The following is a 12657-nucleotide window of genomic DNA, read 5'->3' as shown; positions in this document are numbered from 1 at the left end:
ACGTTGTTTCGAAAAGGGCGTCGCCCCAATTTACAACTAACATGTTAGTGTGCTAGTGCTGCGTGCACATTGATGTCTGGAGAGAATAGCAGTGGCCTCGCGCTTTGGTCTTTCGGTCGCCCTCACCACGCCTTTCGAGGCTTCCGGGCAAATCGCCATCTCTCCCATGATCACGCAGGCCCGGGCTTGCCTTGGCGCCGGCTGCAGCAGCGCAACGCTCTTCGGCACCACCGGGGAAGGCGCCTCGGTGGGCACGGGAGAGCGGCGGATTGTTACCGAGGCCATGCTGGCCGCCGGCATTCCGGCACATCAGCTCGTCGCCAGCGTGCTGGTCGATGCGGCCGAAGACGCTGCCGAACAGGCGCGGCATGCCTTGCAGTGCGGCGTCCGCAACATCCTGCTGGCTCCACCGAGCTACTTCAAGAATGTCAGCGAGGACGGGTTGTTCGGATGGTTTTCCGCCGTCTTCACTGCGCTCGGGCCACTGGCCCGCGGCGTCCTCCTCTACAACATCCCTTCTGTCACCATGGTGCCGCTCCCGCTTGCCCTGATCGGTCGGCTGCGTGCGGCCTTCCCCGGCGTGGTCGCAGGCGTCAAGGATTCGGGTGGCGACTGGATTTACAGCGAGGCGCTGCTAAGAGCCCATGGCGACCTGGTGATCCTGATCGGCGACGAGCGGCACCTGGCCAGAAGTGTGCGCCAGGGCGGGCAGGGCGCCATTTCCGGCATGGCCAATTTCGTCACCAGTGAAATCCGTGCCATGGCCGAGGATGGGCGCGACGATGCCCGTGTCGAGAGCTTCGTGCTCGAATTGCTCAAATATCCGGTCACCCCGGCGGTGAAGGTCATGGTGGCGCGCAAGACCGGCGACGAGCGCTGGCTGGCTGTCCGTCCGCCGCTGGAGCCGATCGCTTCGCAGGGGCGGCAACAGCTTGCTGCCGCCTATGACAGGCTGTTTGCGACAGAGCCGGCCTGACCGGCAAAGGGAAGCGCGCTGAAATGGACGACAGCAGCGAACCGGGAACCCTCAGGGAAAGAGCTTATGCCAGTTTCACGCGGCACTTGCTGGCCCGCGATCTCAGGCCGGGACAGTTCGTGTCGCAGCGTGAACTGGTTGCCTTTACCGGGCTGCCGCTTGGCGCCATCCGCGAGATCGTGCCGCGTCTCGTGGCCGAGGGGCTTTTGACGACCATCCCGCAGCGCGGCATGCAGATCGCCCATATCGACATCAACCTGATCCGCGAGGCCTTTCAGTTTCGCCTGTTCATGGAGCGCGAAGCGGTGGCGCTATTCACCGTCAACGCCTCCGACGCAGAGCTCGCCCGCCTGCGGCACGAGCATGAGGACATGCTGGCTCAAGCGTTGTCGCAGGCGCCGACGCCGGAAATGGAAGCCAGGGCCCAGAACATCGATTGGGCCATGCACGACACCTTCATCGATGCGCTGGGCAACGAGATCATCGCCAAGGCGTATCTGGTCAATTCGGTAAAGATCAGGCTAATCCACCAGGAGCGTTTCCGTATCGATGGGCGCGTCGTGCCGGTGATGCAGGAGCACCTGACGGTGATCGAAGCGCTCGAGAGCCGCGACCCGCAAAAGGCAGTCGAGGCGATCAGCCGGCATATCGACAACGCGCGCCGGTTGGCGCTCCAGATCTGAGGACGTATGGTTCGCGGCTGCCGCGACACTATCCACAACGACAGCAACCCAGGGAGGAAGAAATGTCGTCCAATCCGTTCAAGCCAACAAGAAGGCAAGTCCTTGCAGGAACCACGGCGCTCGCCGCCGCGGGCCTGGCGGGCCTTCGCCCGAGTTTTTCCGCCAGCGTCGACTGGAAGCGCTTTGCCGGCACGACGCTCGACGTCAATCTGGTGAAAAGCCCGCGCAGCGACACCATCCTGAAATATATCGCCGAATTCGAGGAGCTGACCGGCATCAAGGTCAATGCCGAGGCGACGCCAGAACAACAGCAGCGGCAGAAGACGGTGATCGAACTGAGCTCCGGCAAGCCGAGCTTCGATGTCGTGCATCTGAGCTACCACGTGCAGAAGCGCCAGTTCGAAAAGGGTGGCTGGCTGGCCGACATCGCCGGCTATCTCGCCGATCCGACGCTGACCGATCCCGGCCTGGTCGAAAGCGATTTCGCCGAGGCCGGCATGCTTTTCGCCAAAGACAACCAGGGCGTGCTGCGTTCGCTGCCCTTCTCGGTGGACTACTGGATCGTCTACTGGAACAAGGAGCTGTTCGAAGCCAAGGGCCTCAAATACCCTGAATCGTTCGACCAGTTGGTGGCGGCCGCCGAAGCGCTGACCGATCCGTCAACCAACACTTTCGGTTTCGTCGCCCGCGGCCTCAAGAATGCCAACACGCCGGTGTGGACGTCGCTGATGCTCGGCTACGACATGACGCCGCTCGACGACAAGGGAAAGCTGCGCACCGAAACGCCCGAGGCGATCGAGGCCGCTGCCCTCTACCAGAGGCTGATGACCAAGTCCGCCCCTCCGGGTGTCACCGGCTTCAATTGGGCTGAAGCGCAGTCCGCCTTCCTGCAAGGCAAGATCGGCATGTGGTTCGATGGCGTGGGTTTTGCCCCGCCGATGGAGAATCCCGAAAAGTCGCGCGTGGTCGGCAAGGTCGGCTATGGCGTCATGCCAAAGGGTCCCAAGGCGCATGCCTCCGGCACGTTTGGCGACGGCCTCGGCGTGACCGCCTCCAGCGAAAAGAAGGAAGCTGCCTATCTCTTCTGTCAGTGGGCGGTTTCCCCGGCGATGGGCGCACGCCTGCTCCAGGCCGGCGCCGGCGTGCCGTTCCGCAAGTCGGTGCTGGAAGACCCAAAGGTGCGCGAAGGCGTCACCATGCCGGCAAGCTGGCTTGATGCCGTGGTTCAGTCCGGCAATATCAGCAGGCTGGCGCTGCCGGTGATCATCCCGGTCACCGAGTTCCGCGACATCTACGGCGTGGCGTTGACCAACATGATTGCCGGTGCCGATCCTGCCGAAGAACTGAAGAAGGCCACCGCGCAGTTCCAGCCGGTTCTCGACAGGAGCGAGCAGGGCTGATGTCGACCATCGCCCCTGAACGCACCGGGGTGACGACAGGTCGCACCGAGGTGACGACAGGTCGCACCGAGGCGGCGGCTGACCGCACCGAGGTAGCCATCGAAGGGAGCCAGTCGGTCCGACTGGCTCCCAACTACTGGCCCTTCGTCGTTCCGGCGCTCGTCGTCGTTGGCGCCGTGATCGTCTTTCCCTGGGCTTTCACGCTCTGGATGAGTGTCAACCGCTGGACGCTCGGCCAGTCGCGGAGCTTTGCCGGGATGGAAAACTATCTCCGTCTGGCCAGCGACCCGCGATTCTGGGAATCCCTTGTTCATACGTTGACCTACACCTCTCTCTCGGTGGCAGCGCCGATGTTCTTGGGCACTGTCGCTGCCCTGGTCTTCGACGCCAGGTTTCCGCTGCGCGGCCTGCTGCGCGGCGTCTTCGTCATGCCGATGATGGCAACGCCAGTTGCCGTGGCGCTGGTCTGGACCATGATGTTCCATCCCCAGCTCGGCGTGCTGAACTACCTTCTATCGCTGGTCGGCATCCCGGCGCAGGAATGGATATTCAACGCCAACACGGTCATCCCTTCGCTGGTCGCGGTCGAGACCTGGCAGTGGACGCCGCTGGTGATGCTGATCGTCCTGGGCGGGCTGGCCTCGGTACCGCGCGAGCCGTTCGAGAGCGCCGAGATCGACGGTGCCAATGCCTGGCAGCAATTCCGCTACCTCACCCTGCCGATGATCGCGCCGTTCCTGATGATTGCGTTGATCATTCGCACCATCGATGCGCTGAAGAGCTTCGACATCATCTATGCGATGACCCAGGGCGGGCCGGGCACGGCGTCCGAAACCATCAACATCTATCTCTACAACACCGCCTTCTCCTACTACGACATCGGCTATGGCTCGGCCATGGCCGTGGTGTTCTTCATCGTCATCGTAGCGCTGTCCTTCATCCTCCTGATGCTGCGCCAGCGCTCGCAGTGGAACGATGCGGAGGGCAAATAGATGAGCTCGCGTCTGCTCAATCAGATCGGCCTGTTTTTCGCGGCTCTGGTCATCGTCTCGCCGGCGATCCTGTTCTTCCTCTGGATGATCTCGCTGTCGCTGAAATTCGAGATCGACAACGGCGCCTATCCGCCGATCCTGATCCCCGAACGTTTCGCCTGGTCGAACTATGTAAAGGTGTTCGAGGAGAACAATTTCCTGCTCTATCTCTGGAATTCGGTTCTGGTGACGGGCACGGCGACACTGCTGGCGCTGCTGATCGGCGTACCGGCCGGCTATGGCATAGCGCGGCTCAAGGCTGAAAGATCGGCGATCGTCATCATGATCGCCCGCATGACGCCGGGGCTATCCTATCTCATCCCGCTGTTTCTGCTGTTCCAATGGATCGGCATCCTCGGAACGCTCTGGCCGCAGATCATCATCCATCTGGTGGTGACGGTGCCGATCGTGGTCTGGGTGATGATCGGCTATTTCGAGACCACGCCGATGGAACTGGAAGAGGCGGCCAACATCGACGGCGCCAGCTCCTGGCAGGTTTTCCGGCTAGTCGCGCTGCCCATCGCCAAGCCGGGCATCGTTGTCGCCTTCATCCTGTCCGTCATCTTTTCGTGGAACAATTTCGTCTTCGGCGTGGTGCTCGCCAGCCGCGAGACGCGCACATTGCCGGTCGCCGTCTACAACATGCTTTCCTATGAGCAGGTGAGCTGGGGGCCGCTCGCCGCCGCCGCACTGGTGGTGACGCTGCCCGTGCTGGTCCTGACCATGTTCGCGCAAAAACAGATCGTCGCCGGGCTGACCGCCGGCGCGGTCAAGGGCGGCTGAAGCCGCATTCTAGCTCGACATCACTCTTTTCCCCGGAGAAATCCAATGGCATCGGTAACCATCAACAACGTGCAGAAGGCTTTCGGAGCCACCAAGATCATTCACGACGTCAGCGTCGACATCGCCGACGGCGAGTTCGTCATCCTGGTCGGCCCGTCGGGATGCGGAAAGTCGACGCTGCTGCGCATGATCGCCGGACTTGAAACGATCTCCGGCGGGAAGATCGCCATTGGCGAACGCATGGTCAACAATCTGCGGGCGCGGGACCGGAACATCGCCATGGTGTTCCAGAACTATGCGCTCTATCCGCATATGACGGTGGCCGACAATATGGGCTTTGCGCTCAAGATCAAGAAAGCCGATCCTGCCGATACCGCTGGCCGCGTCAGGAATGCCGCCAGCATCCTCGGCCTTGAAAAGCTGCTTGAGCGCTATCCGCGTCAGCTCTCCGGCGGCCAGCGCCAGCGCGTTGCCATGGGCCGCGCCATCGTGCGCGACCCGCAGGTCTTCCTGTTCGACGAGCCGCTTTCCAATCTCGACGCCAAGCTGCGCGTCCAGATGCGCGGCGAGATCAAGGCGCTGCACCAGCGGCTGGGCACAACAACCATCTACGTCACGCATGACCAGATCGAAGCGATGACGATGGCCGACAAGATCGTCGTGCTGCATGACGGCCTGGTCGAGCAGATCGGCGCGCCGCTCGACCTCTACGACCAGCCGGCCAATCTCTTCGTTGCCGGCTTTATCGGCTCACCCGCCATGAATTTTATTGCCGGCCGCATCGAGGAAGGCGTGTTCCGCAGCGCCGGCGGGCTGATCCTGCCGCTGCCGGAAGGCGCCCGCCCGACCGACGCTGCAGGACGCGAACTTGTCTACGGCATCCGCCCCGAACATATCCGCGCAACCGCCCAGGGCATGGAAGGCACGGTCACGCTTCTGGAAGCCACGGGTTCGGAAATCTTCGCCAGGGTCGACTGCGCCGGCGAGGAAATTTCCTGCCTGTTCCGCGAGCGGCTGCCGCTCAGGCAGGGCGCGCAGGTGCGGATCGAGATCGATCGCGCATGCGCCCACCTGTTCGACGCGAAAACCGGCCGGCGTGTGTGATCGGCGTGGCCTGCGCGGCGGGTTCGCTGACGGCTGAGGTTCACTAGTCTAGAGCCAGATACCATCTTTGCGGTCGAGCGGGCCAACGCTCTCAGGTCCTGGATCAGCTTCTGCGGCTTCTGTGCCGTAGACCGTCCAGAGCATGTAGACAAAATACCCGACCTGCAAAACTATCGGGCTAATGATCGCCCAGCCGATTGAACCCGTTGCCCAATAAATCGAGATCGACACAAGGCACGACGTAGTGAGTATCCCCACCAGGACCTGCAGAACGTTCATCTGTTTTTTCAAAGCGTCCCGGAACTGACAACAGCCGAGAGGCTCCCCCAACCCAATACTCGATACTCAATACCCCGAACCAACATCCCATTATTTTAGGGATGGCGCAAGTACCATGTCGGGTAGCGGCTGCGACATGCAACCTTCGGTTTAAAGTTGTTTATTCCGGCGGTCTGTCGGCTGCCAACGAAGGGTGTAAAAGCTGGTGGAGGCGACTCTCGCGGATGGCTCCGCCTGGGGCGATCGGGTGTATCCTCATTGTCGTCCGCCTTGGCCTGTCCTGCAGGCGATTCACACCGCAGGCGGAGCAAGTTGCCGCCCTGCATGCGGGGAAGCCGATTGGCCAGGACGGCAGCACGGTCTGGGCAGATCGGTCAGCCTTCCATCATCCCAGCGGATGACCCAACCTTCCAATCGGCCGCGGTCCAAAGCAGGTGCAGATATCTGCTTAGAGGAGATCCATAGACCAAAAATTCCGATTGGCGTCCTAGCCCTTCGTGATCAACTGGGCAGACGAGACAGTTCGAAGTCGGTTCCATTTCTGGATAGCAGCTGCTCGGCGGACCGGAACATGTCGTCGAACGCGAGTTCATTCTCGAAGACTACCCCTCCGACGCCTATGCTCAGGACATCCTCCGCCCCTTTTGGCGCGAAATAGACTTTCGCAACGCGCGCCCGGATACGCTCACCGACCTCCTTGGCGTCTTCTTCGGTGGCACCAGGTAGAAATACCCCAAAGATGGATGTTCCTATGCGGCCGATCAGATCCTCCTCGCGCACTGATGACTTTATGGTCGAGGCTATGAGCCGCAGGGCCTCGTCGCCCCATTCAATACCAAATCGCAGGTTGATGGATCGAAGGTGTTCGGGATGGATGACCAGGAAGGCGCCCGAGCGAGAGCCGTGCTCAGATGGCTTCTTTACTCTCCGTTCGATGATCGACGTAAAAACCGTTCCGTTCAAGCAGCCCGTCAGGCCGTCGTAGGTCGCTGACTTGTTCAGCTCTTGCCGATAGCGGCGGATCTCAACCCGACCCCAGCCGATCAACAGGAAGAGCGGTAGCCCAATGGCGAGGGGGACGAGCGTTGCCGTGACAACGCCGCGTCCGAATGGCGTGAGTCCATCGGCGAACAGGAGCAGATAGTTGAGGGCCAGCGAAAAGCCCAAACTCCCGGCGGTCCCAAGAAGCGTCAGCCATGCGATACTCTTCCACGCCTGGGCAGAGCTGTTCGCCATCGATTTTGTCACTAACCGATCTCCTGTCAGATAGGCTGGCATAAGGCCGGCAAGTTACAAATTCGGTCTCAAAAGCCAATACAATTTGATCGATCGGACTGAACGAGCTCTGGCTGACCCACAGATGAAGCTGGAGTTGCCCGCGAGAAAGATGGAAGACAACAGTTAACAAACTAAGTGTCGGCGCAGCCTGAACAACCAGCAGCGCAGGCAACCGCCTGTATCAGCATGCTGCGCTAGAGCCTGCCCCGATAAAATCGGGATGGGCTCTATCTTTTTGTTTGAGCATGATCTTTTCCGAAAACCGGATTCCACTTTCGGGATCATGCTTCGGCAAGTACGGTTCCCGGAGCGCTCAAACGGCGAGCTGACTATCGTGGCGGGCCGTATATACCCATCTCCGTATCCATGGCTGTCACCTCCGCCATGCCGTAGATACCGCTCGGCAATGACAGGGCCCAGCCATTGGAAACCAGCCAGGCGCCGACATCCTGCCTGCCGAGGCTGCATGGCGCGGCGATAGCGAAACGATCAATTTCCGGTGGCACGAAACATTTCAGCGCGCGTCCGCGCAACCAGGAGTTGAACGTTGCGCGCGCGCGTTTGCCGCAAGGCCAGACGACGTCATCAAAGGAACAGGTCTTGTCAGTGGCAATGCTCTGGACCCCGCTGATGACCACCGTCCGTCCCATCGATTCGAAGATCGCGGACGAACTCGCAATCGGAGTGTAGAGCAGGACCTCCCGCCAGTCTTGCGGCATCGGCGTTTTCGGGGGCACGGCGAGACCGAGTTCGCTGAGTGGCGGACGGGGCTCGATCCGTTCGATTTCCGAGGAATCAAGTTGTGGCGGAGCGATGAGGTCCTGAGCAATCTTGCGTGCCGGCTCTCGCCGTTGAGCGTCGAGAACGGTTGCGCCCGGTCGGGTTGGCTGCTTGCCGCGAATATCATGAGACGGCGCAAGAAAAGGTCGGTCGACCGAAAGCAAAACCCCGCCCTGAATGATCAGGAGGAGCCCGGCCAGAAGCTCCAGGCTTGCGAGCGCGACAGCCAAGCGGATGCGGCTCGGCCTGCCCATCAGGTCGAAAAGGTCCTAAGGGTTCGCGCCGGGTCAAAAACCCGACGTCGATCTGGCAACCAATTTGAGCGCACCCTTTTCAACTCGATAGAACGGCATCGATCGCTGGCTGGATCCGTCGGCGCGAAACCGGAATAGACCTGTAGATCCGCGAAACCCGCTCGGATTTTCGAGTACCTGTTTGCTGAAGCCATCGGGTCCAACCGCGCTGGCGATCCCAGCAGTCAGCGCCACCATATCATAGGCGTAGGCGACATTGACGTCGGGCTGATAGTTATAGGTAGTCTTGAAGCGGTCGGCGATTGGTCCGGTTTCGCGCGGATCGAGCGTGGCGATATGGGCCCCTTCAAACAGCGGTTCGATGGGGCGTTCCAGCCAGCGGTTTGTTCCCACCACAGCGATTGTTCTTCCCGGGATACCCTTCGATTTCAGGGCGGCAAGGATTTGCAGCGGGCTGTCGTCTCCGCTGGCGACAATGACGGCGTCCGGAGCATCCACGAGTGAGCTCATGTCGGTGACCGCTTTGGTGCCGCCGTCGCCTGCCGAGTACGGGATAGTGACCGCCAGCGTTGCGCCATAGATGCTTAGGCTGTTCGCGACCCGCTTTTCAACGGCACTGCCGTTCGAGCCAGCTGCGACAAGCAATACGAACTTCTTGCTGCCTTTCGCCGCGATGGCTGCGGCGCCCGCCGCCGCGCTGTCTGCCTCGCTGAGGCGCACGGCATAAACGCCTGGACCGCCTGGGAAATTGTTGGCAAGTGCCAACACTGGCGGCCGCTTCGGTCCCGACAATTTGGCAATATGCTGTGCCGCCGGTAGTTCGGTCGGACCGATGACGACTTTCGCCCCCGTCGTGATCGCCTTTATCGACAATTGGCTGGCGTGTGCACTGTCGCCCTGCGTGTCCTCGACCGTCAGTGTGAGCAATCCATTGCCAAGATCCGCCATTGCGAGTTTTGCGGCATCGAGCATCTTCCTGCCGGTTTCCCCCGTGGCTCCAGGGGCGGACAAGGGCAGCAGCATCGTGATCTTCGCCGAACCACTGCCGATCGATTGCGCCGCCTGGGCTCGGCCCGCAACTGCGGCGTCATTCTGCACTGCGGGTGCGGCGATTGCAGCCGGATCGAGCGCTTCGGAAACGCTGCCCTTCGACTGGCAACCTGACAATGTCACGGCGAGCGCAAAGGCGATTGCCCTCGTCCGGAGGCAGAGGACCTGTCGGCCAGCTTCCATCATTTTCCACCCTATTTGCCGCCGGGTCACTTCCCGGTCTGATCTTCCAGTCATGTCTCGGCTGAGTTGCGCCGTCTTGTGGTTCTTTAGCCTGAAAAAAGCCGGGCTCTGAGCGTCCTGATCTGTCTGGCTTGCCTTGCATTTCGATAGTCGGCGCATTTCATGTATCGCGGCCCAGGCACGAACACCCGCCGCACGCACACGCGTTTTCCTGCGGCAGGGGCGCTGTCTTCTCCTCCTGCTGAAAATGTGGAAAAGCCGAATGTTGCCACCGGCAATGGCCCGTCAACCTCGAACCCTTCCCTTGCCAGGATCGAGCGCGCGCGCTGGCAGTAGCGGACCGAAAGTGCCGAGAAACGGCTTTCGTTGTGCCCGGCGCGGTACTTCATGACGGTGGTGCACAGGTCGCCGTCGGCGAGCCTGTTCGCCTGCGCGAGATATTTGACGCCCAGCGCGATGTTGGTCTTCGGCGCACTCAGGTCTTCGAGCGGGCCTCGAAAGCCAAGCATTCGTGCTGTCGCGGGCATGACCTGCATCAACCCGACTTCTCCGTCGGCACCGCGCGCCTCGGGATCGAACCCGCTTTCGATCTCCATCACGGCGTGTGCCAGCCGCGGCTCCAGGCCGTCGATCGACGACTGGCAGGTCGCAAATGCCTTCAGCGTTTTTCTCGTCCATTCCTGGATGGCATCGCAGCGCGTCGGCCGCAACCGCTCGGGCAAAGCATTTTGTACTCTAGTGGATTGTTCCGACGCACCCGCGCCGGCATGCATGGCAAGCAGGTCAAAACCGACCAAGGCGATCGTTCCGGCGATCGCCCGCAGCAGTGTTCGGGCGGCCATCATTGTCAGCCAGCCGGCGCGTCGCGCCTTTTTGGTCAGTTCATGTACTCGACCATGCGGTCGTGGAAACACTCGCATTTATTCAGATAGTCTTCGTCGCGATAATTTGTCTTCAAATAGCCGTAAGCCTTGCCGCAGGCGACCTTGGCCTCGGAGGCCCAGACGAAGACAGGCCGAGACGAATGGATCCATTCCGAGCTGTTGGCGACGGCGACAGACTCGTCCATCAGTTGCACTACCTGGTTCTTGAGATCGACGATGTTGTCGGTCTGCACCAGGTTGGACGTACCCACGACGCGACAATAATCGACCGACGGAGCTTCGATGATGTCGGCGGCATACGCCGTCGATCCAACAGCCAGGAACAGCGTTGCACCGGCAGCCAGAAGTCTTGCAGACTTTTTCATGATGATTTCCCCTCTATCATTCGAATGTATAGCATAGCACCTGGCCCGTGCACTATTCCCCTAAACCGCATTGGCCGTGGTCGTATGCTGGGTTATTCCGTCGTCATAAAGCAGCGTGATCGTGCTGGACACCGGCACGTTGGTCAGCGTGGCCACGTCCACGAAATTGGTGCCGTTGGCCGTACCGTCGGCATCGACGCTTAGCGTGCCGGTCCCCGCGTCGTAGTTCACGAACTCGCCGATATTGGCTCCCCCCGGGGCTGTGTCGAACAACGACGTCAGGTCGATCACGTCGCCCTGGCCGCCGGCGCCGCTGTAGTCGGAGATGAGATCCTTGATGTCCAGCTGGTCGAGTTTGAACGTATCAGCGCCGTTTCCTCCAGTCATCATGTCTTGGCCGAAACCTCCAACGAGGAGATCGTTGCCGTCGTCACCGCTGATAAGATCGCTGCCACCACCGCCGCTGAGGAAATCATTGCCTCCCCTGCCTATGATGACGTCATTGCCACCATTGCCATTGAGGTGGTCGATACCGGATGTGCCATAGATCTGATCGGCCAAGGTGGCATCGCCATTCACCGTTATTCCAGGATCGCCAGGATCATGGGAGAAGAATTCGAATCTGACTGCGCGGGCCTGGTAGTTGCCGCCATCATTGTCGAAATAGGAAACTGTCCATGTGTCGCCGGCGGCCGGTGGATTTGCGATCAGATAGTCCGCGAGCGTTGTCGTCGTTGCGACCCCGGCGCCGTCGAGAAGGAAGATATGGTCGTAGTCGACGGTCGCCTTCATCAGGCCGGTGGCCGGGTCGTAGGTCCAACTCTGCTCGAATGTTCCGGCGGTCAAATCGTCTTCAACAACTGCAAATCGGTTCGCTCCAATCCTGATCTCGACTTGAACTTCCTGCTCGCGATGCGATCCCGCACTGCCGTCTCCGAAGACGCCTGGATTGCGCTCCCCCAGCGGGATCGGAGTTACGAAGGGCGACTCCTGGAAGTCGGTGTAGACCACTACTGTCGAGCCATGAGGATCGGCCGCTATGGCGCTTACCGTGGCTTGGGACAGGCTCAGGTTCTGGGTCTGGTCGTTTCCGGACGTCAGTGGGCTGTTACCATTACCCACCTGTGCGGTATCGCTGGGCAGACTGGTCGGCGGGACTTCGTGGATGCCGACAGTCTGAGTGACGTGGGCGGTGCCGTCGAAGACGTCCAGCGAAAGATTGACGTTGACGGTGTCGGTTACCGTTGCGGTCGGCCTGTAGACCAGGTCGTCCAGCAGGTTGATGCCGCCGGCCGGATCGTAGAGCACAGTGCCGGCCGTCAGGGCGACGTAGGTGGCGCCATCGAAATAGAACGTGCCTGTGGGGATCGTCCCCGTCGCAGTGACGATGAGGTTATCGCCATCCGCATCGGTCGGGATAGTCACCAGCAAGGGATATCCGTCGGGATAGCTCGGCGGGCTCAAAGTCTGCTGTGCCGGATCGCTCGACATCCAGTTCTGGGTGTTTGCGGCAACCGGCGCATTGTTGACGTCCGACAGGGTGATGGTCAGCGTCGTCGTCGACAGGTCGCCGTCGCCGTCCATGATGGTGTAGACGAAGGTGTCGG

Annotated in this window: 13 protein-coding genes; 6 read left to right on the top strand and 7 right to left on the bottom strand. The window is 60.9% G+C overall.

Translation table 11 applies throughout. The annotated features are described in order from the left end of the window. Positions 1–91 precede the first annotated feature (91 nt). From AC0L3N_RS08450 to AC0L3N_RS08425, 6 genes are all read left to right on the top strand, one after another. Positions 92–976: a dihydrodipicolinate synthase family protein gene (locus tag AC0L3N_RS08450; RefSeq protein ID WP_473547012.1), complete on the top strand. Its 885-nt coding sequence runs from the start codon at positions 92–94 to the stop codon at positions 974–976. 23 nt (positions 977–999) lie between these two features. After that, positions 1000–1659, top strand: coding sequence for a GntR family transcriptional regulator (locus AC0L3N_RS08445; protein WP_473547010.1), 660 nt, complete (start codon positions 1000–1002; stop codon positions 1657–1659). 62 nt (positions 1660–1721) lie between these two features. Further along, positions 1722–3059, top strand: coding sequence for an ABC transporter substrate-binding protein (locus AC0L3N_RS08440; protein WP_095494341.1), 1338 nt, complete (start codon positions 1722–1724; stop codon positions 3057–3059). Continuing rightward, positions 3059–4051 carry a carbohydrate ABC transporter permease gene (locus tag AC0L3N_RS08435; RefSeq protein WP_473547007.1) on the top strand — a complete coding sequence of 331 codons (993 nt, stop codon included), beginning with the start codon at positions 3059–3061 and terminating at the stop codon, positions 4049–4051. The genes AC0L3N_RS08440 and AC0L3N_RS08435 overlap by 1 nt, the downstream gene beginning before the upstream one ends. Further along, positions 4052–4873 (top strand): carbohydrate ABC transporter permease, encoded by an 822-nt coding sequence (locus AC0L3N_RS08430; protein WP_128239002.1) that lies wholly within the window; start codon positions 4052–4054, stop codon positions 4871–4873. It abuts the gene before it with no gap. A gap of 45 nt (positions 4874–4918) precedes the next feature. Then, positions 4919–5977 (top strand): ABC transporter ATP-binding protein, encoded by a 1059-nt coding sequence (locus AC0L3N_RS08425; protein WP_473547005.1) that lies wholly within the window; start codon positions 4919–4921, stop codon positions 5975–5977. Between the two features lie 48 nt (positions 5978–6025). Here the strand turns inward: AC0L3N_RS08425 and AC0L3N_RS08420 are convergent, their stop codons facing one another. The 7 genes from AC0L3N_RS08420 to AC0L3N_RS08390 all read right to left on the bottom strand — a co-directional run. Continuing rightward, positions 6026–6256: a hypothetical protein gene (locus tag AC0L3N_RS08420; protein WP_473547003.1), complete on the bottom strand. Its 231-nt coding sequence runs from the start codon at positions 6254–6256 to the stop codon at positions 6026–6028. Between the two features lie 501 nt (positions 6257–6757). Beyond that, the gene (locus AC0L3N_RS08415; RefSeq protein ID WP_473547001.1) at positions 6758–7504 is read right to left on the bottom strand and encodes a GGDEF domain-containing protein; all 747 of its coding nucleotides are present in this window, start codon (positions 7502–7504) and stop codon (positions 6758–6760) included. Positions 7505–7863: 359 nt separating this feature from the next. Next, positions 7864–8568, bottom strand: a complete 705-nt coding sequence (locus tag AC0L3N_RS08410) for a thermonuclease family protein (protein WP_473546999.1) — start codon at positions 8566–8568, stop codon at positions 7864–7866. A gap of 33 nt (positions 8569–8601) precedes the next feature. After that, positions 8602–9801 (bottom strand): ABC transporter substrate-binding protein, encoded by a 1200-nt coding sequence (locus tag AC0L3N_RS08405; RefSeq protein WP_473547271.1) that lies wholly within the window; start codon positions 9799–9801, stop codon positions 8602–8604. Between the two features lie 86 nt (positions 9802–9887). Beyond that, complete coding sequence (locus tag AC0L3N_RS08400; RefSeq protein ID WP_473546997.1) at positions 9888–10643, bottom strand: lytic transglycosylase domain-containing protein; 756 nt, start codon at positions 10641–10643, stop codon at positions 9888–9890. Positions 10644–10678: 35 nt separating this feature from the next. Further along, positions 10679–11050, bottom strand: a complete 372-nt coding sequence (locus AC0L3N_RS08395) for a hypothetical protein (protein WP_473546995.1) — start codon at positions 11048–11050, stop codon at positions 10679–10681. Positions 11051–11110: 60 nt separating this feature from the next. Then, positions 11111–12657 (bottom strand): calcium-binding protein (locus AC0L3N_RS08390; protein ID WP_473546993.1); only part of this gene is annotated, 1547 nt, incomplete at its 5' end.

This window comes from Mesorhizobium sp. WSM4807 (assembly GCF_055811615.1).
Note: the sequence above shows the minus strand (reverse complement) of the source record. Positions and strands in the feature narration are given on the sequence as shown.

Excerpts from the sequence above, each read along its gene's own strand:
- AC0L3N_RS08430 (WP_128239002.1), top strand. The coding sequence starts at position 4,052 with ATGAGCTCGCGTCTGCTCAATCAGATCGGCCTGTTTTTCGCGGCTCTG.
- AC0L3N_RS08445 (WP_473547010.1), top strand. The coding sequence starts at position 1,000 with ATGGACGACAGCAGCGAACCGGGAACCCTCAGGGAAAGAGCTTATGCC.
- AC0L3N_RS08440 (WP_095494341.1), top strand. The coding sequence starts at position 1,722 with ATGTCGTCCAATCCGTTCAAGCCAACAAGAAGGCAAGTCCTTGCAGGA.
- AC0L3N_RS08400 (WP_473546997.1), bottom strand. The coding sequence starts at position 10,643 with ATGGCCGCCCGAACACTGCTGCGGGCGATCGCCGGAACGATCGCCTTG.
- AC0L3N_RS08435 (WP_473547007.1), top strand. The coding sequence starts at position 3,059 with ATGTCGACCATCGCCCCTGAACGCACCGGGGTGACGACAGGTCGCACC.
- AC0L3N_RS08410 (WP_473546999.1), bottom strand. The coding sequence starts at position 8,568 with ATGGGCAGGCCGAGCCGCATCCGCTTGGCTGTCGCGCTCGCAAGCCTG.
- AC0L3N_RS08425 (WP_473547005.1), top strand. The coding sequence starts at position 4,919 with ATGGCATCGGTAACCATCAACAACGTGCAGAAGGCTTTCGGAGCCACC.
- AC0L3N_RS08395 (WP_473546995.1), bottom strand. The coding sequence starts at position 11,050 with ATGAAAAAGTCTGCAAGACTTCTGGCTGCCGGTGCAACGCTGTTCCTG.
- AC0L3N_RS08420 (WP_473547003.1), bottom strand. The coding sequence starts at position 6,256 with ATGAACGTTCTGCAGGTCCTGGTGGGGATACTCACTACGTCGTGCCTT.
- AC0L3N_RS08405 (WP_473547271.1), bottom strand. The coding sequence starts at position 9,801 with ATGGAAGCTGGCCGACAGGTCCTCTGCCTCCGGACGAGGGCAATCGCC.